This window comes from Chitinophaga sp. H8 (assembly GCF_040567655.1).
Classification (GTDB): Bacteria; Bacteroidota; Bacteroidia; order Chitinophagales; family Chitinophagaceae; genus Chitinophaga; species Chitinophaga defluvii.
In genome coordinates, this window is record NZ_JBEXAC010000002.1 from 2,577,303 (window position 1) to 2,600,609 (window position 23,307).

Consider the following 23,307-nt stretch of genomic DNA (forward strand, 5'->3'; position numbering starts at 1 on the left):
ACCAATCTGGATCACTTATGAAATACGTGTGTACCAAAATGAGGCAAAGCAAATGGATCTGGTTGTTATTGCTGGCAATAACTTCCTTCCAGTTTGCACAGGCGCAATCAAAAAATGTAACAGGTACTGTTACCGATGAAAAAGGGAATCCGATGCCGGGCGTTACTGTACAGGTTAAAGGTACATCGCAGGGCATGCAGACTGATGGAAACGGCGCATTTGGCCTGCAGATAAATACTGCAGAGGCTACGCTGATATTCAGTATGATGGGATATACCACGCAGGAAATCCCTGTCAAAGTACCTGCACAATTAAAAGTAAAGCTGGCAGAAACAGCCAGCGATCTGAATGAAGTAGTGGTAGTAGGTTATGGTACACAGAAGAAAGTGAACCTGACCGGGGCCTTATCCGTAGTAAAAGGAGAAGAACTCTCCAAACGGATGGTGGCTTCTACTTCCCTGGCTTTGCAAGGGGCTGCACCAGGTATCACCGTTACCCAGCAATCCGGTGCACCGGGTGCTGATGCGGGTACGATCCGTATCCGTGGTATCAGCAGTATGTTTGGTGGTAATAATCCGCTGGTATTGATCGACAATGTGGAGATGAGCCTGGATGCGATCGATGCCAACAATATTGAATCCATTACCGTACTGAAAGATGCGGCGGCAGCTTCTATTTATGGTTCCCGTGCTGCCAATGGGGTAGTGCTGGTAACTACTAAAAGAGGTACTCTGCAACCTTTATCAGTAGAATATAACGGGTATGCTTCCTGGCAGAATGCTACGAACCTGCCTAATAAAGTAAGTGCGCTGGAACACATGCAGATGTATGATGTGGCACTGAAAAATGTGGGTAAACCAGCTGCTTTTGAAAAGGCAATAGAAGATTACAAAACCCTGGGACCTGATAATTTTACCCGTTTTAATACCGACTGGAAAAAACAGGTATTGACCAACAGCGGTTTAATGCATAATCATAACGTGAGCCTGCGTATGGGTACAGATAAGATCCGGTTATTTGCTTCCGGTGCTTTACTGAACCAGCAAGGGCTGACTGCCAATACCGATTTCCGCCGTACCGATTTCCGTTTTAATACAGATATCAACCTGGCTAAAAATCTGACAGCTTCCATGGACCTGGTGATGAACAAATCCGAGCGCAACTGGCCGGGTATTGCTACTCCCGGTTTCCTGATCCGCCAGATGATCGGGTTGCCAGCTTATGTAGCTGGTAGATTTGATACCGGCGAATACGGCGAAGGCTGGGCCAACAGGAACCCCATTGCCCTGGCGGAAGCTTCCGGTTTCAATCGTAGTATCATTAATACACAGGTACTGACCGGTACCCTGAACTATAAGCCTATCCCGGGTATGGAATTATTGGCTACCTATAGTTCCAATAATATTAACCTGCATAACAAAAACATGCAGAAGCAGTATGATATATATGCCGGAGATGTTACTACCAACTCTTTAAAACTGATGACCAGGTATCCTGGTGATAATAGTCTGAGCGAATCCAGGGGAGAAACTAAACAATCTATTTTCCGTGCACAGGCCAGCTATGAAAAAACGCTGAGCCAGCATACCGTAAAAGTATTAGGTGGTTTTTCTGCAGAAGAGTATAAAGGAGATACCCTGTTGGGTTCCCGCCGGAATTTTAATAACCCGGATATGCCTTACCTGGGCGTAGGAGATGCCAATACCATGAGCAATAATGGTGTAGCAGCAGAGTGGGCTATGTTATCTTTCTACTCCAGGATCAACTATAGCTATAAGGACAAATACCTGCTTGAAGTAAATGGCCGTTGGGATGCTTCTTCCCGTTATGCTAAAGGTAACCGCTGGGGCTTTTTCCCTTCTGTATCTGCAGGATGGAGAATGTCGCAGGAAAACTTCTGGAGTGGTATTGCACCTGTAGTCAACGATGCTAAACTGAGAGCTTCCTACGGTAAACTGGGTACGCAGGGATTGGATAATTATTACCCTACTGTTTCTGCTTTCCTGCCAGGGTACAATTACTTTTTCAACAATGCTGTTAATTCAGGTTATGCAGTAACAGATGCCAGCAATCCTTTCCTGCAATGGGAAGAAGCTAACCAGTTTGATGCGGGGTTGGATCTATCCTTCCTGAACAGCAAACTGAGCGTTAGTGCGGATTATTACCACCGCCGTACTGCTAACACCATGCAGAAATTACCTATTCCTAAATTAACCGGTTTAAATGCTCCTTTTGTGAATGTGGGGGCAATGGAAAATAAAGGATGGGAACTGGCATTGGGCTGGAGAGACCGTGTAGGTGAATTTTCCTATGGTGCACAGTTTGCGCTGTCTGATGTGCGTAACAAGCTGATCAACCTGAATGGCCTGGATTATATGGAAGGGCTGACCATTAAAAGAGAAGGTTATCCTATTGATGCCTACTATGGTTATATCGCAGAAGGACTGTTCCAGAGCCAGGAAGAAATAGACAAGGCACCTACGCATTATACCAATACCAAACCTGGTGATATCCGTTATAAGGATGTGAGCGGGCCAGATGGTGTACCGGATGGTAAAATAGATGCTTTTGACCAGGTAGTATTGGGTAGCAATATCCCGCGCTATGAATATAGCCTGAACCTGAATGCTGGCTGGAAAGGTTTTGACCTGACCGTGTTTTTCCAGGGTGTGGGCAAAAGAGATAATTACTTGTCCGGTAACGGTGCATGGGCATTTTATTCTTCTGAATTCCAGGGTACTGCCTATGAGCAGCATAAAGATTACTGGACACCAGACAATCCGAATGCTTCTTACCCACGCTTAACAGTGGATATTGATAACAACCAGAAAAACTCCAGTTACTGGATGCGTTCCGGTGCTTACCTGCGCCTGAAGAACCTGGTGTTGGGTTATACTTTGCCAGAGTCAATTTTGAAAAGAGCAAAGATCAAATCATGGAGGGTATATGTAAGCGGGCAAAACCTGTTTACCGCAGATAATTTCTATCCTGGCTTTGATCCGGAGATCCGGAACTCTACAGGGGATTTTTATCCCATCATGAAAACCTACACTGTTGGTATGAACATTAAATTCTAAAGGACATGAGAAAAACGAATTTATATATATTAGGCATTTGCCTGTCAGCACTTGCATTTACTTCCTGTAAGGATTTCCTGGACAGAAGTCCGATTTCAACACCTACCACCGGTAGCTTTCTGAACACAGAAGGAGAGATGAACGGTGCACTGACCGGGTTATATCAATCTACTTACTGGAACTCCGGTTCCGTACCTTATCAGGTTACCTTTGACCACTGGACAGATTTTGGGGTAGAGCGTGCACCGGGTTTGGCAGCAGGTATCTATGATACATATGATGGTAATGTGGCCAACATCTGGAACTTTTCCTATGTAATGATCCAGCGCGCCAATACTTTACTGGACGGGATGGTAGTAGGTAAAAACAATGTAGCAGCGGACACGTATGAGCGTATCCGTGCAGAAGCCCGGACGTTGAGAGTGTTTGCTTATTTTCACCTGGTAAACATGTATGGAGATGTGCCATTGATCACCAAGGTATTAACACCAGCAGAGTATAAGCCTCTCAGAACACCCAAAGCAGAGGTGGTGAAGTTTATGCTGGACGAGCTGGATAGTTGCGCCAAGGTATTAAAATATGCTTCTCCGGATCGTGGCCGTTTAACCAAAGGCGTAGTATTGGGATTGAAAGCACGTATTGCTTTGTTTGACGGGCAGTATCAGGTAGCTGCAGAGGCAGCTGGCGAAGTGATCCGGGAAGGGGGTTATGGGTTAAACCCTAAATTCCAGGACCTGTTTACCCGCTCTGGTCAGACTGCCAATGCCGGTAAGGAGATCATGTTTGAACTGATGTTTGCAGATGCCGCTGCCAATTCACTGAACTACCTGGCATTAGGGCAAGGCTCCCGTAACCTGGGTGCACAGTCCGGTAAATTTCCGACACAAAGACTGGTGGATCTATTTGAAGATAAGGAAGGTAAACGTATAGACGAATCCACTATCTATGATCCTGCTCATCCATCCAGGAACCGTGATTCCCGTTTACGCTGGACCGTGATGATGACCGGAGATACCATCACCCTGTATGGCAGTGGCAATGCCCCCCGCCGTTGTGTATTTGATGTGTATAATACTCAGACCAATTTTTACAACTTTACCACCAATACCTGGGCTGCCGGTGATAACCAGGATCTATCCAGTCCTTATGGCCCGGCCAAAAGTGGGGTAGGTTACCTGTGGGCAAAATATACCTTTACCGATGAGGATATCACCAAGGCAAGGGTGAGCTGGATCTTCATGCGTTATGCTGAAATACTGCTGACGTATGCAGAAGCGAAGATTGAAATGGGACAGCTGGATGCTACAGTAACAGATGCGATCAACAAAGTACGTAACCGTTCCGGTATGCCGGATGTAGCTGCAGCAGTAGCAGGGGATGCAAATAAAATGCGTCAGCTGGTACGCCGGGAGCGTGGGGTGGAACTGGCACTGGAAGGATTCCGCTGGTTTGATATCCGCCGCTGGAAGATTGCTGAACTGGTGATGCCAGGTAAGGTATATGGTGCTGCCAAAACGCAGGCTGATCCACTGGGCAAACCTAACTTTAAAAAATCTGCTGTTACAGATCTGAACAACATTCCGGACTATACCAGCGAAGCGAATAAGATCATGAGTCGTGACGACCGGGCATTCCTGCCTCGTCATTACCTGTTCCCTATTCCTCAGCAGGAGCGTAACCTGAATGATAAACTGACCACCAACCCAGGTTGGGAATAATTGCTGCCAGGCTGGCTAAAGAAGGAATCCTTTAGCCAGCCTGGCATACTGATAAATTGAATTAGTCTTAAAAAGGAACGATGAGAAAAGTTGTCTGCCTGTTATTTAGTTGCCTGTTAGGTGGGATGTCTGCAGTAAATGCACAACATGCCCGTAAGCATATCCTGTGGTTTGATGCTACCGCTAATTTTCAAAGGTTTTCTGTGAAGGATTCCATCATCTATTACCTCGACAAATCAAAAGATGCCGGGATAACAGATGTGGTAGTGGATCTGAAACCTATTTCCGGAGAAGTATTGTATCCCAGCCGTATTGCACCGGTAATGAACGAATGGGCAGGTGTGAAGAAGGATGGCAGTTTTGATATGATGACCGTATTCATCGCGGAAGCGCATCAGCGCGGGATGAAGGTACATGCCTCTACCAATGTGTTTGTAGCAGGGCATAATCATATGGACCGTGGCGTGGTATATAGTGATCCTGCCAAAGCAAAATGGCAGACACTGAGTTATCTGCCGGAGGGGATGACACCAATTACACAACAGAAGAACAAGTATTCAGCTATGCTGAATCCGGCCCGTAAGGATGTACAGCAATACGAGTTGTCTATTCTGAAGGAGCTGGTGAAAATGTATCCGCAGATGGATGGCATTATCCTGGACAGGGTGCGGTATGATGGCATTACCGCTGATTTCTCTGATGAGTCCAGGAAGTTGTTTGAAAAATACAACAAAGCAAAAGTGAAAAACTGGCCTGCAGATATTTTCTCTTATGGTACTGGTGAAAAACCAGCCAGGGTAGAAGGGCCTTTATATAAAAAGTGGCTGGAATGGCGCACGAAAGTGATCCATGATTTTGTGTACGAAGCAAAGGCCGCACTGAAAAAAATCAATCCCCAGCTGAGCTATGGTGATTATACCGGTTCCTGGTATCCCACCTATTATGAGGTAGGCGTAAACTGGGCCAGCAAAACCTATGATCCTGCAAAGGATTACCCATGGGCTACAGACAAGTATCAGCAATATGCCTATGCAGAAGCGCTGGACCTGTTTACCACGGGCAACTATTATTATGAAGTAACCAAAGCAGAAGCAGCAGCTATCAATAACCAGAGTATTGAAAAACGTGGCGAAGCGGGGCAGGGAAAAGGGAAAGAAGATTTTTATACAGTAGAAGGCTCTGCCGAGCTGGTGAATAAACTGGTAAAAGGAAAAGCACCGGTGTATGCCGGTCTGTATGTAGACCAATACAAGGGCCATCCTGAGCAGTTTGTAAAAGCATTGAAAATGTGCCGTGCGCATTCTGATGGCGCCATGATCTTTGATATTGTTCACGTGATTAATATGGGTTGGTGGGATGAGTTAAAACGCGGCTTAAATGAATAGAAGCAACAGCCTGGACGCGCTTCGGGGATTTGCTATCCTTGCCATGGTATTATCCAGCAGCATTGCCTTTGGCATTTTGCCCGGCTGGATGTACCATGCGCAAACGCCGCCGCCGTCTAACAGCTACAATCCGGAGATACCCGGTATTACCTGGGTGGATCTGGTATTCCCTTTTTTCCTGTTCTCTATGGGGGCAGCCTTTCCACTGGCCCTGCAGCGTAAGGTAAAAGAAGGGGCGCCTGCCTTTGCAATATTTTCCCAGATCTTGCAGCGTTATCTGTTGCTTACATTCTTTGCCATCTTTACCGTGCATGCCCGTGCATGGGTGATGAGCCAGACACCCGGCGCCCTGGAGCAATTATTGTCCATAGGTTGTTTTGTGCTGTTGTGCCTGATGTATACCCGCTGGAAAGAGGGGAGCAGTAAACAACTGGCAGCAGGGGTAAAAGTACTGGCCTATGCACTGGCTATTGCCTTGCTGGCATTACTACCTTTTGCTTCCGGAAAAGGGTTTAGCCTGGACCGTAGTGATGTGATCATCATTGTATTGGGGAATATGGCTTTTTTCGGTTCCCTGATCTGGTGGGCCACCTGGGATCGTCCCTGGCTGCGGATAGGGATATTGCCTTTTGTTATGGCAGTGTTTCTGACAGGTAAATTGCCGGACACCTGGAATAACCTGGTGTTTAACTGGTCGCCTGTACCCTGGATGTATAAGTTCTATTATCTCAAATATTTGTTCATCATCATTCCCGGCACGTTTGCCGGTGAGTGGTTGCTGACACGCATGAAAGCAAAGGAGGAAGCGCCTGCAGCAGCTGGCAGTACAAAATGGCTGATCGTTGCGCTGATATGCGTAGCGTTATGCGTGGTAAACCTGGTGGGGCTTTATACACGTGCATTAAACGGAAACCTGCTTGCCTCTTTTGCTTTATGCGTGCCGCTGTTGCTACTGGTGCGTAAAATGGAAGCTAACAGTGATACGGCTTATTTCAGCAGATTATTACAGGCAGGTATTTACCTGTTATTATTGGGATTGTTTTTTGAAGCCTGGGAAGGAGGGATAAAAAAAGATCCTTCCACCTACAGCTATTATTTTGTTACCAGCGGACTGGCTTTTCTGGTATTGCTGGCATTCAGCATCCTGGAAAGATATGGTTATCTTAAACAACTGATCCATTTTCTGGCACTGAACGGTAAGAACCCGATGGTGGCTTATACAGCAGGCAACCTGTTATTGCTGCCAGTGTTGAAGCTGACCGGTGTAATAGCGTGGTATGGAAAACTACAGGAAAGTGTATGGGGAGGATATGTAAGCGGTATACTTTTTACCGGAGTAGTATCCCTGATCACCATCTTTTTTGTAAAACGGAAATGGTTCTGGAAAACGTAACTTGTTTATCAACCGAATAACAGCAGTTTTTATCATTAAATCAAACCGATGTCCTTAAGTGTAATTGATATTGTTATCATCTTCGCCTATATCATAGGTGTTATCTTCCTGGGCTTTTATATCTCCAAAAAGGCCTCCAAAGATCTGCAATCCTACTTCCTGGGAGGTAATAGCATGAAATGGTACTATCTGGGGTTGAGTAATGCTTCGGGCATGTTTGATATTTCGGGTACGATGTGGACGGTAAGCATCCTGTTTATTTACGGATTAAAAAGCGCTTTTATTCCCTGGCTATGGCCGGTATGGAACCAGGTATTTGTGTTTGTATACCTGGCTATCTGGATGAGACGGTCTAATACGATGACGGGAGCACAATGGATCACCTTCCGTTTTGGAGATGGGAAGGGCGCCCGTCTTTCGCATATCATTATTGTAGCTTTTGCCATTATCAGTGTAATCGGGTTCATTGCTTATTTCTTTGAAGGGATTGGAAAGTTCTGTACCTCTATTCTTCCGTGGGACCTGAGTATGCAGATCGGCACCTATCATTTAACTTCTGAAAGAGGATATGCATTGATCCTTTGTATCCTGACTACCTTATACACCATTAAAGGAGGGATGTACAGTGTGGTAGCCACCGAAGTGCTTCAGTTCTTTATTATGACGATTGCCTGTCTGATCATTGGTTATATAGGCTATACTTCTGTTACAGCAGAACAGATCAACGCCGTGGTACCGAATGGGTGGAAGGATCTTTCCTTTGGATGGAATCTTGGTTTGGACTGGACCACCACGGCCTTGCCGAATGTAAGTGATAAGATCACTTCGGATGGGTTTGGGTTGTTCGGGTTGTTGTTTATGATGATGCTGTTCAAAGGGATTTTTGCTTCTATTGCCGGGCCGGTGCCCAGCTATGATATGCAGCGGGTATTGTCTACCCGTACCCCCAGTGATGCTGCTAAAATGAGTGTGAGTTCGATCCTGGTATTATACATTCCCCGTTATCTGATGGTAGCTGCTTTTGCGGTGTTGGGGCTGGTATACCTTGGGCCGGAGTTGGGTGCGATGGGGAAAGACATTGATTTTGAAAAGGTATTGCCGCTGGCGATTGCCCGGTTTGTACCGGTAGGGTTACAGGGGTTATTGCTGGCAGGTTTACTGGCTGCGTTCATGGGTACTTTCTCCGCCTTTGTGAATGCAGCGCCTGCTTATATTGTGAATGATATTTACAAAAAATATATTAACCCTAATGCTTCCAATGCCAAATACATACGGCTCAGTATCTGGTCGTCTGTAATATTGGTGATGCTGGGGATCATTTTCGGCTTTAATGCTTCTTCCCTGAACAAGCTGACGTTGTGGATTACTTCCGCCCTGTATGGCGGGTACGCAGCCTCTAACGTGCTGAAATGGATCTGGTGGCGTTTTACCGGGAATGGTTATTTCTATGGCATGTTATTCGGGCTGATCGGTTCTTCCGTGAAGTTGTTCTTCTTCCCGGAAATTGTGGATATCTACGTGTTCCCGATCATGTTACTGTTTTCTTTTGTGGGCTGTATCATTGGCACTTATTTGACACCATTGGAAAACAGGGAAGCGGTAAAACAGTTTTACCGTCAAACCCGCCCATGGGGTTTCTGGGGACCTATCAAGCGGGAGGTGATGGCAGAAGATCCCGGCTTTAAACCCAATAACGATTTCAAGCGCGATATGTTCAATATTGTAGTGGGCATCACCTGGCAGATGGCGCAGGTAGTTATTCCTATCTACTTTATGATCCGTGAAAATTATCACATGCTGGTATGGGTACTGATCTTTATCGTTACCAGCTGGCTATTGAAAAAATACTGGTGGAACCGTTTGAAAGAAGCGGATGAAATGCCTGCCAATATCACTCCATCTAACAATTAAAGAAGCGCAACTATGATGAAAAAGATGATCGGTACCGGTGCGTTGTTAGCTACGATGTTTTTGTCTGCCACCGCACAAACGGAGGTGTCTACAGACAGTAGCTATGCCAACGGCTGGTATGAACAACGGATGGATTTTTTCAGGCATGTACCTAAACAGAAGAAGGCGATTGTATTTCTTGGCAACAGTATTACAGAGGTAGGCGACTGGCAGGAGATCATTGGCAACAAGCCGGTGCAAAACCGCGGTATCAGTGGGGATAACTCCTATGGTGTATTGGCAAGACTGGATGAAACGCTGCAGGAAAAGCCGGCAAAGATATTTCTGATGATAGGGGTAAATGACATCAAACGGGGAACACCCGTAACCGTTATTGCCCATAACCAGGAACGGATAGTACAGCGGATCAAAGCATTAAGTCCTGGTACTAAAGTGTATATGCAAAGTGTATTGCCCGTACATGAGCCAATACTGGCGGATATCTACAAGAAGATCACCAACGAGCGGATTAAAAGCCTGAATAGTTTGTTGCAGGAAATTGCCGGACGTAACCAGGTACCTTATGTAGATCTGCACCCGGTATTTACAGATGAGAACGGGCAGCTGAAGAGAGATATGACCACTGATGGATTGCATTTGCGGCCCGCTGCCTATATTAAATGGGTAGCCGGTTTAAAAGAAAAAAAGCTCCTTTAATTGAATGTGTATGAAAAAAATATTCGGGCTGCTATCTTTATTATCCTGTGGGCATCTTTTGATAGCACAACAAAAAATAGACAGCAACTACGCTAATCCATATTATCTGCAAAGGATGGAATACTTTAATCAGGTACCCAAGCAGCATAATAATATTGTTTTCCTGGGCAACAGCATTACGGAAAGAGGAAAATGGCAGGACCTGCTGCCGGGCATGAAAGTGATTAACCGGGGTATTGGCGGTGATAATACTTTTGGTGTATTGGGCCGGCTGGATGGTATACTGGCAGAAAAGCCCGCCCGCATCTACCTGCTCATTGGCATCAATGATCTGGGAAGAGGATTGCCAATAGCGGTGATCATCCATAATTACCAGCGTATCATAGCACGTATCAAACAGCTGTCGCCTAAAACAAAAGTGTATATCCAGAGTGTGCTGCCCCTGAATGAAGCGGTATTGCCCTATGCGTATCTGAAAGGGAAGAATGTAAAGGTGCAGGAACTGAATGTGGCTATACAGCAGGTCGTGCAGGAGCATCACCTTACCTATATCAATTTGCATGAAGTATTTGCAGATGAGCAGGGAGAATTGAAAAAGGAATTGACAGAAGATGGGATCCACCTGAAGCCGATGGCTTATGTGGAGTGGGTAAAATATCTGAAAGCGAAGAAATTCATATAACTGTTACCGTTGCCATCCCCTGGTGTGCTTGATAGACGCGCCGGGTTGGATGCAACGGCATACATCAAAACGATTGCTATGAGAATAACGGGAACGTTCCTGGACGAGATCAGCCACGATATTCCTCATCAAAACTGGGGGCGTGCTGAGTGGGATAAGGATTTTGCTTACATGAAAGCGCTAGGCATTGACACGGTGATCCTGATCCGCAGTGGTTACCGTCGTTTTATTACCTATCCTTCCCAATACCTGCAGCAGCAGTTTGGCTGTTATGCTCCCCCGGTAGACCTGGTAGGTATGTACCTGGAGCTGGCAGATAAATATGACATGCAGTTTTATTTTGGTTTGTATGATAGCGGACATTACTGGGATACCGGCAATATGCAGCCTGAAATAGATGCCAACCGGTTTGTGATAGCCGAGGTGTGGCGTAAGTATGGGCACCATAAAAGTTTTAGGGGGTGGTACCTGAGTATGGAAATCAGCCGGCGGACAAAAGGCGCCGGAGATGCCTTCCGTACATTGGGACTGCAATGCAAGGAGATCAGCGGTGGGCTGCCCACCTTTATTTCTCCCTGGATAGATGGCAAGAAGGCCGTGATGGCGGCGCATGCTGAACTAACTAAAGAAGATGCGGTGTCTATTCAGGAACATGAAAAAGAGTGGAGCGAAATATTTGAGAATATCAGTGGCGCAGTAGATGCTGTTGCTTTTCAGGATGGACATATTGATTACCACGAGCTGCCTGATTTTTTTGCCGTGAATAAGCAGATGGCTGACCGGTATGGGCTGCAATGCTGGACCAATGCAGAGTCATTTGACCGGGATATGCCTATCAAGTTTTTGCCTATTAAATTTGAGAAGCTGCGTTTGAAGCTGGAAGCGGCCAGGCTGGCAGGTTATGATAAGGCTATCACGTTTGAGTTCTCCCATTTTATGAGCCCGCAGTCTGCTTATGGACAAGCAGCTCATTTATATAACCGGTACAAGGAATATCTCGAAACATTAAAAACTAAATAAACCTAAGCTGACTGATAGTGCTGATAGCCGGTACGGCATCGCACCTGGCTATAAAAAAGATTTGATTACTAAGATGAAACAATTTGCTGAACAGTATAAGCTGGAACTGCTGGAGAATGTGCTGCCCTTTTGGATGAAAAATTCTCCGGATGAAACTTACGGAGGTTATTTTACTTGTCTGGAAAGAGATGGTGCGGTGTATGATACCGATAAATTCATGTGGTTGCAGGGCAGGCAGGTATGGTTGTTTTCCATGCTGTTTGATAAGGTAGCTCCCCGCGAAGAATGGCGTAAGCTGGCCGAGCAGGGCGCTGCATTTATGGAGAAATATGGAAGGGATGCAGCAGGCAACTGGTATTTCTCTTTGACCCGGGAGGGGCAGCCGCTGACACAGCCTTATAATATTTTTTCTGATTGTTTTGCAGCCATGGGTTTTGGCGCATTGTATAAGATTCAGCCGGAACAACGTTATTATGATATCGCAAAAGATACGTTTAATAACATTCTGGAAAGACGTAATAACCCCAAAGGTGCTTACAATAAAGCCTTTCCTGGTACGCGTGAGCTGAAAAACTTTGCGCTGCCGATGATCCTTTGCAATTTGTCGCTGGAGCTGGAGCATATCCTGGGAAGTGAAACGGTGAACCGTTTTATCCCCGAAGTGCTGCACGAAGTAATGGACGTGTTCTACCAGCCTGACAAGGGGTTGATCCTGGAAAACGTCAATGCAGATGGGAGTTTTTCCGATAGCTTTGAAGGTCGCCTGATCAATCCGGGGCATACGATTGAAGCGATGTGGTTCATTATGGACCTGGCAGTACGACTGAACAGACCGGAGCTGGCAGAACAGGCCGTGGCCATTGCTTTGCGCACGCTGGAATATGGATGGGACCAGGAGCATGGTGGCATATTTTATTTTATGGATGTGCAGGGGCATCCGGTACAGCAATTAGAGTGGGATCAGAAACTGTGGTGGGTGCATATGGAAACGCTGGTATGTCTGGCAAAGGGATATCAGATTACTGGCAATGAAGCCTGTAAAACGTGGTTTGAGAAAGTTCATGCTTACACCTGGGCACATTTTAAAGACCAGGAACATGGAGAGTGGTTTGGATATCTTACCCGTCAGGGGCAACCCTTATTATCACTCAAGGGTGGTAAATGGAAAGGTTGTTTTCATGTACCGCGGGCGTTATACCAGGTATGGCAAACGCTGGAAAAGATCGCACAATTGGAACCTATCGCGTCTTAGTATTAACCGGATAACTGAAAAATGAAAATGATAAAAATGGCCAGTCCCGCGAAAGGACTGGCTATTTTTATTAACACTGTTTTTGTGATATTTTTATTTGCCTACTGTTTTTTGCAGATGTTCCGGATACCGGGCACCCTGTATGGAGATCTTTGATGCTGCCTCCTGAATTTGCCGTAAATCTTCTGTCGACAGGGTGATGGCAACCGCACCTGTATTTTCCTGTAAACGCTGCAGTTTAGTAGTGCCGGGGATAGGTACAATCCAGGGTTGCTGTGCCAGTAGCCAGGCTAATGCAATTTGTGCGGGTGACGCTTCCTTTTTAACAGCAATTTCATGGAGCAGGTCTACCAGCGCCTGGTTGGCTTTCCGGTTTTCGGCCGAAAACCGGGGCAAAGTATTTCTGAAATCGGTGCTGTCAAATTGGGTGTTTTCATTGATGGCACCCGTTAAAAAACCTCTGCCTAAAGGGCTGAAAGGTACAAAGCCAATTCCCAGCTCTTCGAGTACAGGCAATACTTCCTGCTCCGGTTCGCGCCACCATAAAGAATACTCACTTTGCACTGCCGCTACCGGTTGTGCGGCATGTGCCTTACGGATGGTAGCCGCTCCCACTTCCGATAAGCCCCAATGCCTGATCTTCCCTTCTTTTATCAGCTGCTGTATTACACCGGCCACCTCTTCAATAGGTACTTCAGGGTCTACCCTGTGCTGATAGAATAAATCAATATAATCTGTGTTTAACCGTTTCAGGGCAGCTTCTGCCACGGCCCTGATCGTTTCGGGACGACTATCCATTCCCAAACCGGGTTTACCTTCTTTAAAGCCAAACTTGGTGGCAATTACCACCTTGTCGCGGAACGGGGCCAATGCTTCCCCCAGCAATTCCTCATTGGTAAAAGGCCCGTAAGCCTCTGCGGTATCAAAAAAGGTGATGCCCAGGTCAACAGCAGCATGCAGTAATCTGATGGCTTCCTGCTTGCCGGTAGCCGGGCCATAGCCGAAATTCAGGCCCATGCAGCCCAAACCTAATGCAGATACTTGCAATCCGCTGTTTCCTAATATTCTTTTTTTCATGAAAAATGATTTAAACGTTGTAACTGGTGTAGCATATGCTACTTTTTTTCCACTACAAATCTCCGAAGTATCCGGGAATGGATACTTATACCGATTACTGAATTATCTACCCATATTACTGGCCCCTGCCAGGGAGCATGCCGGGTAACACCGGAAAGCGTAAATTCGTATCATTAAAGCCATTGATATGGAAGCCATTGTAAAGCTGGATAGTATAAGCGCCTATAATAAAATGCGGGGAGTAGCCACTCAGCACCCGCTGATCAGTATGCTGGATCTGTCAAAAGCCAGATCACTACCTGAGAAAACATTCAATTTTAGCTTGTATGCCATCTACCTGAAGGAATTGAAGTGCGGAGAGCTGAAGTATGGGCGTAACAATTATGATTACCAGGAAGGCACCCTGGTATTTATAGCTCCTGGTCAGGTATTGGGGGTACAACCAAGAGTCACCAAAGCACCGGAGCTTAAAGGCCGGGCCTTGGTTTTTCATCCTGATCTGATAAAGGGGACGCCATTGGGAAAACATATTGCGGAATATTCTTTCTTTTCCTATGATGCGAATGAGGCACTTCATCTGTCTGAAAAGGAAAGGCAGATCGTACTGGATTGTTTTGAGAAAATCGGGTATGAGCTGGAGCAATCCATTGACAAGCACAGCAAAAAACTAATTGCCGCCAATATAGAACTGTTCCTGAATTATTGTAACAGGTTTTATGACAGGCAATTCATTACCCGCGAAAGTATTTATGGTGGCATTGTGGAAAGATTTGAGGGAGTACTGAACGCATATTTTTCCGCAGATACTCCCCAGACCATGGGTCTGCCGTCAGTAGCCTATTGTGCAGGCGAACTGCATTTATCCCCCAACTATTTTGGTGATCTTATCAAAAAAGAAACCGGAAAATCGGCACAGGAATATATTCAGTTGAAGCTGATAGATATTGCCAAGGAGAAAATATTTGATACCACCAAAAGCGTCAGTGAAATTGCCTATGAGCTGGGTTTCAAGTATCCCCAGCATTTTACCCGTTTGTTTAAGAAAAAGGTAGGCTACTCACCTATGGAGTACCGGAGCTTAAATTAAGGGGATCCGGAGATACCGCTGCTGCACTTATTGTATGCCGGCCTCACCTGTTCGGCAAACAAAACGGAAGATAATTCTAAGTAACTTTAAAAGGATAAAGCCATTTTGCTATGAACAAGGTTACTGTTGAATGGTTACAGGCTATTGATGCCATTAAGGATGTGCCGGCCAGTCAGCTGCAATGGCTGATTGATCAGAGCGAGCAGGAGATGATTCCCGCAGGGGAGCTGTTGTTTGAGGCCGGAACTCCTATCCGGGGCACCACCTTCATCTTCAGTGGTAAGGTACGGGTGTACCAGCCGCAAAAAACGGGCGACCGGGAGGTGAGTATCATGGAGGCGAGGACAATTACCGGTTATCTCCCTTTTTCAAGAGGTAAAGTTGCCGCGCTGAATGGAGTCGCTATGGAAGACACGTACATCATGCGTTTTCCCATTGATAAAATGGATATGCTGATCCGTACACATTTTGAGCTAACACAGGCATTGGTGCATATTATGACCAGCCGGGTGAGGGAGTTTACCTCTTTACAGCAGCAAAGTGAAAAGATGATGGCATTGGGAAAACTATCTGCCGGGCTGGCACATGAGCTGAACAATCCTGCCGCGGCAGTGGTACGGGGAGCTACCTCCCTGAAGCAGCATTTGCAGCTGCTGCCTGAATCCTTTAAACAGATCATTGCTATCCGCATGCCGGAAGAAGATGTGGATATCGTGAATGACAAGCTGTTTGCAGTATTACAAAAAAAGGAAAAACCAACGCTTTCCATGATGGAAAGGTCGGCCCAAGAGGATGAAATCATGGATTGGCTGGAGGAGCACGGCACCACCAATAGTGCAGAGGTAGCAGAAAATTTTGTTGATTTTGGATTTACCCTGGAAGACCTGGAAGGGTTTAAGGCGCATATTCCAGCGGCTTATATATCCCCCATCTTTAACTGGATCAATACAAACCTGGTTACGGAAAAGATGGTCACCGATATAGAAGATGCTTCCCAGCGCATAGCCCACCTGGTAGGGTCGGTAAAGACCTTTACACATATGGACCAGGGGCATGACAAACAGTGGGCCGATATTCACGATGGAATCAGGAATACGCTGGTGATGCTGCAGCATAAAATCCGCAAGGGGCAGATAATAATAACGGAGCAGTTTGACAATACCCTGCCGCCGGTAAAAGCATTGATCGGAGAGTTGAACCAGGTGTGGACCAATCTGATCGACAATGCGCTGGATGCCATGGAAAGTAATGGTAATGGTGTGTTGGAGATCAAAACGGAAAAGTCTGGTACCAATGTGCAGGTCACTATTACAGACAATGGGCCGGGTATTCCGGAAGAGATCATTACGCGGATCTTTGATCCGTTTTTTACTACCAAAGAAATTGGAAAAGGGACGGGGCTGGGATTGGATATCGTTATGCAGATCATCCGTCAGCATCGCGGTACGGTTAAAGTAACCAGTATGCCCGGCAGTACACAATTTGTTGTTTGCCTGCCCATCAATGGATAACCGGGCAGGAAATAGTATATTTAAATAGTTATGAATTTACCAATCATTCTTTGCATTGATGATGATGCGCAGGTATTACGGGCGATTGTTCGTGACCTGAAAAGTAAGTACCGGGATAACTACCGGGTGATCAGCACCACGATTGTAAAAGAGGCACTGGACAGTTTGCTGGAGCTGAAGAATAAGGGAGAAACGGTAGCGATGTTTATTTCGGACCAGCGTATGCCGGATATGGAGGGAGTCGCTTTCCTGGAAAAGGCAAAGACATTTTATCCGGAAGCCAAACGTGTACTGCTTACTGCCTACTCTGATACCGATGCTGCTATAAAAGCTATCAATACCGTACAGCTGGATTATTACCTGGTGAAGCCCTGGGCACCACCGGAGGAGAAGCTATATCCAATTATCGATGAATTGCTGGACGACTGGCAAAACACGTATCATCCGGATTTTAAGGGCATCAAGGTAGTAGGGTATCAGTTTTCACAATCGTCTCATGCCATTAAAGATTTTCTGGCAGGTAATCTTATTCCTTATCAGTGGCTGGATATTCAGACAGCGGTAGAAGGCAGCCGTTTACTTTCCCTGAACGGGCTGGAAGTAAAAGACCTGCCGGTGATATTTTTTGAAGATGGTACCTATCTGGCGCATCCTACTATTATTGCCATTGCAGATAAGGTAGGTTTGAATCCAAGGATCAAGGAAGAGGTATATGATGTGGTGATTATAGGCGCCGGTCCGGCAGGATTGGCCGCCGGGGTATATGGCGCTTCCGAGGGATTAAAAACATTACTTATAGAAAGGCATGCCCCCGGCGGACAAGCAGGCACCAGCTCACGTATTGAAAACTACCTGGGATTTCCGGCAGGACTGAGCGGTGCAGAGCTGACACGCCGGGCTATTGCACAGGCCACCCGGCTGGGTACGGAGTTTATAGCCCCGCAATCAGTAAAAGATATTCAGCAGGTAGATGGGTATAACCGGATTATTCTGCAGGATGATACCTGTATTAATACCCGGAGTGTAGTGATCACCACAGGCGTAGACTACCGGAAGCTGCCCACCAAAGGTATTGCGGAATTTACCGGAGCAGGTATTTACTATGGTGCCGCGATGACAGAAGCCACGGCATGCAGAGATAAGGAAGTATATATTGTAGGAGGAGGGAATTCTGCAGGACAGGCAGCTATGTATCTATCCAAGTTTGCCAGAAATGTGTATATCCTTGTCCGTAAGGAAGACCTGACCAGCACGATGTCGGCCTACCTGATTGCGCAGATCAAGGACACCCCTAATATCCACCTGAAGCCTAAAACAGAGATTGTGGAAGCCCGTGGATCGGATAAGTTGGAACAGCTGGTATTAACGCAGGTAGATACCCATGAAAGAGAAGAAGTGCAGGCAGATGCCCTTTACATCTTTATCGGAGCCAAGCCATTTACAGACTGGATTGCCCTGAATATTATCAAAGATGAAAAGGGATTTATTGAAACGGGGCGGGAGTTGAAAAACTACCAGCATTTTAACAAGATCTGGAAACAACAGCGGGATCCCTATCTGCTGGAAACCAGTTGCCCGGGTATTTTTGCGGCAGGCGATGTGCGTGCCAATGCCATGAACCGGGTAGCCTCTGCTGTAGGGGAAGGCTCTATGGCCATCAGTTTTGTACATAAGTATCTTGCGGAAGTTAAATAGTATCATATGACACAAAACGAATTTTGTCAGCATATCAGAGAAATCCACGAGCTTAAAGTGGCACAAAAGCATGAATGTGCCGAATGTATAAAAACAAACAGTGAATGGGTGCATCTGCGCACCTGTCAAACCTGCGGGGTAACATTATGTTGTGACGACTCTCCCAACAGGCATATGACGGGGCATTATCATCAAACCCATCACCCTGTAGTATCTTCCGCAGAGCCAGGAGAACGGTGGTTGTGGTGTTATGAAGATGATGCCTTTGTGGAATACTGATTATTTCGCAGTGAGCTACCTTACCGTAGATGAGCGTTCGTTACCCCCATTCTAGCGGTCTTAAACAGCATCAATGAGGGATATCGTTCACGCTTATTTTGATCACTACCTTTTTAACTGGTATGGGCTCGTCAATGCGAAGGTTAGGCATATGCAGATCGGAGGGGAAGAAAACCGCAAACTGGTCCTGGTCCAGTTTGGTAAAGAACGCCGGTTTTTCATCAAACAGCATAAAATCGGTGGGTTCATCATATGGCTGGGAAGGTGTTTTCTGGAGCAGTAAATCGTGCCCAACGAGTTCCGCGCCACTCACAACATATTGTATGTCAATGTATTTCCTGTGGGCTTCCATACGTTCTCCGGAAGGGTCTACGGTATCGTATTCATTCACAATGGCAAAGATATTTTTCCCATCAATTTCATATTTCCCTTTTTCCAGTGCGTTAAAATCGGTTTTGGCCAGGTATTCAAAAGCTTTGACGAATTTGGGTCCAAGGCCGTGGTAAAGGTGTGCGTTCTGTAAAGTGTCTAGTATCATTGTATAAAATAAGAGATCAAAAATAACTTATTTGAATTTATATGCAAGTGGTGATTTGCCGGTTTCGTTAACCCAAATCCGCCATTCGTTAATTCATGCCGGAGGTACATTGTTTAATTGCGCAATTTTACCCCAAAGCAGGGGGTTGGTTATATGATATTCAGTTGGGTAATAGGGGTTTTCATATTGGTAGTGCTGGCTGTATCAGGTTACAGGTTATACCAGGAGAGAGCGGCGTTGATGACGGAGGTGGCAGCACAGCGGACATTGGTAAGCCAGCAGTGTGAACAGATAGCAGAGATGAACATTATGCTGAAAATGAAGGTTTTGCAAGCGAGGCTCAACCCCCACTTTTTATTTAACTCCCTCAATGCCATTCAATACTTTATCACGGCAGATGATAAAAAAGCTTCCCTTCAGTATATCAGCCGTTTTGCAGGCTTTCTTCGTAAAACGATCCATTTTGGTGATGAGCTGGCTATACACCTGCAGGATGAAGCGGAGCTGATCAAAGATTACCTGGTGCTGGAGCAATTCCGGTTTCCTGACCGTTTTGAATATGAAATTGATTTACCGGAAGAACTTCATCTGGAACGTATTCCACCTTTTTTAACCCATGGCCTATTAGAAGAAGCCTTGTATAAAGGAGTGCTGCATCTTGGGAAAGAAGAGAAAGGGAAGATAGCGGTAGTCCTGAGAGCGCATGCAGAAGGGCTGGCATTGGAGGTAACGGATAATGGCGCAAGCGGCACCTTTGTACAGGGGATGGAAGAACGGGCAGCATTGTTCAGCCGCCGTATCCAGTTGTTCAACGAACAGCATCACCGGAAGATCCGGCTGGAACACCGTAAGGAAGTGATGGAAGGCGGTATAGCACTGAACCGGGCAGTGATTATCATCGGATAAACAAATATTCCTTATCTTGTTATTATGCTCAAAAACCCAGTATGAAATTCAAGGCATTAATTGTAGAAGATGAAATGCTGAGCCGGAACTTCCTGTCTAATCTTGTCCGGGAATTTTGCCCGCAGTTGGAGCTGGCAGGTATTGTCAGCAACGTAGCAGATGCCGTCAGGTTTATTAACACCCAGTCCCCGCAACTTGTTTTCCTGGATATTGAAATGCAGACAGGTACTGGTTTCGATGTATTGAAACAAACCCATCACCACGATTTTCATGTTATTTTCACGACTGCTTTTGATCATTATGCTATTCAGGCCATTAAGTTCAGTGCAGTAGATTATTTATTGAAGCCTATCAACCTGGAAGAGCTGGAGCAGGCGGTAGATAAAGCGATAAAACAAATAACAGGCCGTCAGGAAGATAACCGGCTGGAGTTGTTGTTGAAGAACCTGCATAGACCTGCGGGGGATGATTTTTGTATCAGCCTTTCTACCTCAGAAGGGGTAGATTTTATTCCTTTGTCGATCATTATCCGGCTGGAAGCCAAAGGCCCTTATACTACTTTTTATCTGAAGGATGGCCGCCAGATCATGGTGAGCCGGAATTTGAAGGAATATGAGATTTCCTTACAGGAGCATGGATTTTTCAGGATTCATAACTCTTATATGATCAACCTGAAGGATGTAAAGCGGTGGGTAAAAACAGATGGTGGTTATGCGGTGATGAGTGATGATGCCATGGTGGCCATCTCTCCTAAAAAGAAAGATGAATTTATGGCATTGATGACAAAGCGGATGGTTTGATCCGTTGTAATTCTGTGATGGCCTGTTCGCATACCATTTTTATTTTTTCCAATTGTTCCGTAGGTGCTTGTCTGGTATTTTGAATATGAAGCAGATCTTCCCCTATATGTGTTTGTAACCCGAAGAAGCTCACAGAGGTTCTTAAAGTATGTGCGATCTTGTACACCGTTTCCCCGTCATTTTTAAGCGCCGCTTTTTGGAGGGTTTCAATGGCTTTGGGCGTTTGCCGTACAAAGGTGCGGATCATATCTTTTATAAAAGTGAGGTTGTTGCGCGTTTGTTCGCGCAGGAAGTCCAGGTTGATCAGCGCGGAGGGCAAAGCTGCCGCCATGGTAGCCAGGAGGTCACTTTCCCGGAAAGGTTTAGAGAGGTAGTCGTTCATCCCTGCCGCCAGGCATTTTGCCTTTTCGCCATTAAAGGCATGTGCGGTAATGGCGATGATCGGGATTTTCAGGTTTAAGGTTTCCCGGATTTTCTTTGTGGTAAGATAACCATCCATGCCCGGTATCTGCAGGTCCATCAGGATAAGATCTGCGGTGTTTTTTTTCAGGAATGAGATGGCCTTTGTCCCGCTGTTGACCCCGCTCACAGTAAAGCCGTTATTTGTCAGCATGATGCGGGTCATTTTCTGATTCAGCAGATTATCCTCCACTACCAGTACATGCAGGCCATTGCCAGCTATTGTCTGGGGGCTGGGTTGCAGATCTTTTACACGCCGGGCTGCTTTGAGGAATGGCAATTGCACCACAAATTCTGCGCCCTTATGCACTTTGCTGGTAAGTGTGACGGTACCTCCCATCAGTTCTACCAGTTCACGGGTAATTGCAAGGCCCAGTCCGGAGCCGCCATATTTGCGGGAAATAGCGGTATCCGCCTGGGTAAAGCGTTCGAAGATATGTTGTTGTTTGCCCGGCGCAATACCAATCCCGGTGTCTTTGATGCGGAACCGGACCTGTACCCCTTGTTGGGTTTCTTCCACTACTTCGCAGGCCACGGTAATGCTGCCTTTATCTGTAAATTTAATAGCATTGCCAATGATATTGAGCAGAATCTGTGTGAGCCGGGCGCTATCGCTTAGCAGGGGTTTATGCAGTTCACTATCCACTATGGTGGTATATTCCAGCCCCTTATGCCGGATTTTGGAAGTGAGCATGAGTTCTACAGACTGTAACAATTCCGGCAGGAGGATGGCAACAGATTCAAACCGGATCTTTTTGGCATCCAGCTTACTGAGGTCCATGATATCGTTGATGGTAGCCAGCAGATTACTTCCTGAAGCACAAATAGCGGTGAGATATTCGTTTTGTTTATGATCCAGTTTTGTTTTCTTCAGCAATTCGGTAAAGCCCAGGATAGCGCCGAGCGGTGTCCGGAGTTCATGGCTCATATTAGCGACGAAGTCTGATTTTGCCCGGGAGGATTCTTCCGCCAGTAAGCGGGCTTTTTCCATTTGTTCTTCCACTGTTTTTCTTAAAAAGAAAGTAGGAATTTCCGGAGGTGTTTTTCTGAATTCATGTTTGCGGTTTGCCTTAGCAAATTGCCGGATATGTTTTTCGATCATGTGCGGGGGCGACATGATAAAAGTACATTGTTTATCTCCCTTTGCCCGGCAGCTGACTTCCACCGCTGTGAGTGGAATGCCGAAGCTCTCTTCGCACCAGCCGGAAGAGTATCCGGCACTCATAATACATACTGCAGACTTTGCTACGGTACCAGATCTTATCCAGGCATCCGCCTCAAAAGAAAAGGGATGATGGTAGAGCAGGTAAAAGTTATCGTCCGGGGTAGGATTACTTTCCGGGAGGATATCTACAAAAGCCCAGCCGGTATAGGCAAAATGGAGTGGGCCCGCAGAGAGTTTGGACAGCGGATCCGTTACATTTAGCCTGGCATGGAAGGCTTTCGCATCATTCATACCGATAGCATGTGAAATATCGAAGAGGAAGTTTCTGCCAATGCTGAATGCCTCACTTTCGCCCCTGTCGGCATACAGGCGGAGGATATTATCCAGGAAGTCTTTGGATAAAGCAGAAGCCCTGATCAGCACATACCTTTCCTGATTGATCTCGATGATGCCCCTGGAAGGGTCGCGGGAGATACGGGAGAAGTATTGCCGGACGTTTTCTTCTGCTTTCCGGAAGATGGACTGAAATATTTCGGGCACCTTAACAGATGGCTCATTGGAATGGAGCTGGCCGGGATTGCGTAAAGCCGCATTTTCGGCTTCCAGTGTCCGGACCTTTTCCTGCAGTGCTTTTACCTGTTCCGCATTTTTCATTG

General features: G+C 46.2%; 18 protein-coding genes. 15 read left to right on the forward strand and 3 right to left on the reverse strand.

The window, feature by feature from the left end; all coding sequences use genetic code 11:
* Positions 1 to 17 precede the first annotated feature (17 nt).
* The 9 genes from ABR189_RS24110 (at position 18) to ABR189_RS24150 (ending at position 13,134) form a co-directional block, all read left to right on the forward strand.
* Positions 18 to 3,077 carry a SusC/RagA family TonB-linked outer membrane protein gene (locus tag ABR189_RS24110; RefSeq protein ID WP_354663057.1) on the forward strand — a complete coding sequence of 1,020 codons (3,060 nt, stop codon included), beginning with the start codon at positions 18 to 20 and terminating at the stop codon, positions 3,075 to 3,077.
* 5 nt (positions 3,078 to 3,082) lie between these two features.
* Positions 3,083 to 4,795, forward strand: a complete 1,713-nt coding sequence (locus ABR189_RS24115) for a RagB/SusD family nutrient uptake outer membrane protein (RefSeq protein ID WP_354663058.1) — start codon at positions 3,083 to 3,085, stop codon at positions 4,793 to 4,795.
* An 80-nt stretch (positions 4,796 to 4,875) separates the two neighbouring features.
* Positions 4,876 to 6,180: an alpha amylase family protein gene (locus tag ABR189_RS24120; RefSeq protein WP_354663059.1), complete on the forward strand. Its 1,305-nt coding sequence runs from the start codon at positions 4,876 to 4,878 to the stop codon at positions 6,178 to 6,180.
* Positions 6,173 to 7,573 (forward strand): DUF5009 domain-containing protein, encoded by a 1,401-nt coding sequence (locus ABR189_RS24125; RefSeq protein ID WP_354663060.1) that lies wholly within the window; start codon positions 6,173 to 6,175, stop codon positions 7,571 to 7,573. The genes ABR189_RS24120 and ABR189_RS24125 overlap by 8 nt, the downstream gene beginning before the upstream one ends.
* Positions 7,574 to 7,621: 48 nt before the next feature.
* Positions 7,622 to 9,484 carry a sodium:solute symporter family protein gene (locus ABR189_RS24130; protein WP_354663061.1) on the forward strand — a complete coding sequence of 621 codons (1,863 nt, stop codon included), beginning with the start codon at positions 7,622 to 7,624 and terminating at the stop codon, positions 9,482 to 9,484.
* A gap of 12 nt (positions 9,485 to 9,496) precedes the next feature.
* Entirely contained in the window at positions 9,497 to 10,180 is a 684-nt protein-coding gene (locus ABR189_RS24135; RefSeq protein ID WP_354663062.1) for a GDSL-type esterase/lipase family protein, read from the forward strand.
* 10 nt (positions 10,181 to 10,190) lie between these two features.
* Complete coding sequence (locus ABR189_RS24140) at positions 10,191 to 10,862, forward strand: GDSL-type esterase/lipase family protein (RefSeq protein WP_354663063.1); 672 nt, start codon at positions 10,191 to 10,193, stop codon at positions 10,860 to 10,862.
* A gap of 78 nt (positions 10,863 to 10,940) precedes the next feature.
* Positions 10,941 to 11,882, forward strand: coding sequence for a DUF4434 domain-containing protein (locus tag ABR189_RS24145; protein WP_354663064.1), 942 nt, complete (start codon positions 10,941 to 10,943; stop codon positions 11,880 to 11,882).
* A gap of 73 nt (positions 11,883 to 11,955) precedes the next feature.
* Complete coding sequence (locus ABR189_RS24150) at positions 11,956 to 13,134, forward strand: n-acyl-d-glucosamine 2-epimerase (RefSeq protein WP_354663065.1); 1,179 nt, start codon at positions 11,956 to 11,958, stop codon at positions 13,132 to 13,134.
* Positions 13,135 to 13,227: 93 nt separating this feature from the next.
* Here ABR189_RS24150 and ABR189_RS24155 read toward each other — a convergent pair whose 3' ends face one another.
* Positions 13,228 to 14,211 (reverse strand): aldo/keto reductase, encoded by a 984-nt coding sequence (locus tag ABR189_RS24155; protein ID WP_354663066.1) that lies wholly within the window; start codon positions 14,209 to 14,211, stop codon positions 13,228 to 13,230.
* A gap of 187 nt (positions 14,212 to 14,398) precedes the next feature.
* On the opposite strand from ABR189_RS24155, the gene ABR189_RS24160 reads away from it, so the two are divergent.
* The 4 genes from ABR189_RS24160 to ABR189_RS24175 all read left to right on the forward strand — a co-directional run bounded on the left by ABR189_RS24160 (position 14,399) and on the right by ABR189_RS24175 (position 18,783).
* A complete protein-coding gene (locus ABR189_RS24160) occupies positions 14,399 to 15,298 on the forward strand; it encodes a helix-turn-helix domain-containing protein (protein WP_354663067.1) in 900 nt (299 codons plus the stop codon).
* A gap of 110 nt (positions 15,299 to 15,408) precedes the next feature.
* Positions 15,409 to 16,809, forward strand: coding sequence for an ATP-binding protein (locus tag ABR189_RS24165; protein ID WP_354663068.1), 1,401 nt, complete (start codon positions 15,409 to 15,411; stop codon positions 16,807 to 16,809).
* A gap of 30 nt (positions 16,810 to 16,839) precedes the next feature.
* Positions 16,840 to 18,504 carry an NAD(P)/FAD-dependent oxidoreductase gene (locus ABR189_RS24170; RefSeq protein ID WP_354663069.1) on the forward strand — a complete coding sequence of 555 codons (1,665 nt, stop codon included), beginning with the start codon at positions 16,840 to 16,842 and terminating at the stop codon, positions 18,502 to 18,504.
* Positions 18,505 to 18,510: 6 nt separating this feature from the next.
* Positions 18,511 to 18,783, forward strand: coding sequence for a UBP-type zinc finger domain-containing protein (locus ABR189_RS24175; protein WP_354663070.1), 273 nt, complete (start codon positions 18,511 to 18,513; stop codon positions 18,781 to 18,783).
* A gap of 70 nt (positions 18,784 to 18,853) precedes the next feature.
* Here the strand turns inward: ABR189_RS24175 and ABR189_RS24180 are convergent, their stop codons facing one another.
* Entirely contained in the window at positions 18,854 to 19,321 is a 468-nt protein-coding gene (locus ABR189_RS24180; protein ID WP_354663071.1) for a NanQ anomerase/TabA/YiaL family protein, read from the reverse strand.
* Positions 19,322 to 19,474: 153 nt separating this feature from the next.
* Between ABR189_RS24180 and ABR189_RS24185 the strand changes: the two genes are divergently transcribed.
* Entirely contained in the window at positions 19,475 to 20,227 is a 753-nt protein-coding gene (locus ABR189_RS24185; RefSeq protein WP_354663072.1) for a sensor histidine kinase, read from the forward strand.
* 41 nt (positions 20,228 to 20,268) lie between these two features.
* A complete protein-coding gene (locus ABR189_RS24190) occupies positions 20,269 to 21,027 on the forward strand; it encodes a LytR/AlgR family response regulator transcription factor (protein ID WP_354663073.1) in 759 nt (252 codons plus the stop codon).
* On the opposite strand, the gene ABR189_RS24195 is transcribed toward ABR189_RS24190, so the two are convergent.
* The gene (locus ABR189_RS24195) at positions 20,996 to 23,305 is read right to left on the reverse strand and encodes an ATP-binding protein (RefSeq protein WP_354663074.1); all 2,310 of its coding nucleotides are present in this window, start codon (positions 23,303 to 23,305) and stop codon (positions 20,996 to 20,998) included. The two genes, ABR189_RS24190 and ABR189_RS24195, sit on opposite strands and share 32 nt — an antisense overlap.
* Positions 23,306 to 23,307: the final 2 nt, after the last annotated feature.

Coding starts and splice junctions, on each gene's coding strand:
- ABR189_RS24110 (WP_354663057.1), top strand. CDS start 18: ATGAAATACGTGTGTACCAAAATGAGGCAAAGCAAATGGATCTGGTTG.
- ABR189_RS24115 (WP_354663058.1), top strand. CDS start 3,083: ATGAGAAAAACGAATTTATATATATTAGGCATTTGCCTGTCAGCACTT.
- ABR189_RS24120 (WP_354663059.1), top strand. CDS start 4,876: ATGAGAAAAGTTGTCTGCCTGTTATTTAGTTGCCTGTTAGGTGGGATG.
- ABR189_RS24125 (WP_354663060.1), top strand. CDS start 6,173: ATGAATAGAAGCAACAGCCTGGACGCGCTTCGGGGATTTGCTATCCTT.
- ABR189_RS24130 (WP_354663061.1), top strand. CDS start 7,622: ATGTCCTTAAGTGTAATTGATATTGTTATCATCTTCGCCTATATCATA.
- ABR189_RS24135 (WP_354663062.1), top strand. CDS start 9,497: ATGATGAAAAAGATGATCGGTACCGGTGCGTTGTTAGCTACGATGTTT.
- ABR189_RS24140 (WP_354663063.1), top strand. CDS start 10,191: ATGAAAAAAATATTCGGGCTGCTATCTTTATTATCCTGTGGGCATCTT.
- ABR189_RS24145 (WP_354663064.1), top strand. CDS start 10,941: ATGAGAATAACGGGAACGTTCCTGGACGAGATCAGCCACGATATTCCT.
- ABR189_RS24150 (WP_354663065.1), top strand. CDS start 11,956: ATGAAACAATTTGCTGAACAGTATAAGCTGGAACTGCTGGAGAATGTG.
- ABR189_RS24155 (WP_354663066.1), bottom strand. CDS start 14,211: ATGAAAAAAAGAATATTAGGAAACAGCGGATTGCAAGTATCTGCATTA.
- ABR189_RS24160 (WP_354663067.1), top strand. CDS start 14,399: ATGGAAGCCATTGTAAAGCTGGATAGTATAAGCGCCTATAATAAAATG.
- ABR189_RS24165 (WP_354663068.1), top strand. CDS start 15,409: ATGAACAAGGTTACTGTTGAATGGTTACAGGCTATTGATGCCATTAAG.
- ABR189_RS24170 (WP_354663069.1), top strand. CDS start 16,840: ATGAATTTACCAATCATTCTTTGCATTGATGATGATGCGCAGGTATTA.
- ABR189_RS24175 (WP_354663070.1), top strand. CDS start 18,511: ATGACACAAAACGAATTTTGTCAGCATATCAGAGAAATCCACGAGCTT.
- ABR189_RS24180 (WP_354663071.1), bottom strand. CDS start 19,321: ATGATACTAGACACTTTACAGAACGCACACCTTTACCACGGCCTTGGA.
- ABR189_RS24185 (WP_354663072.1), top strand. CDS start 19,475: ATGATATTCAGTTGGGTAATAGGGGTTTTCATATTGGTAGTGCTGGCT.
- ABR189_RS24190 (WP_354663073.1), top strand. CDS start 20,269: ATGAAATTCAAGGCATTAATTGTAGAAGATGAAATGCTGAGCCGGAAC.
- ABR189_RS24195 (WP_354663074.1), bottom strand. CDS start 23,305: ATGAAAAATGCGGAACAGGTAAAAGCACTGCAGGAAAAGGTCCGGACA.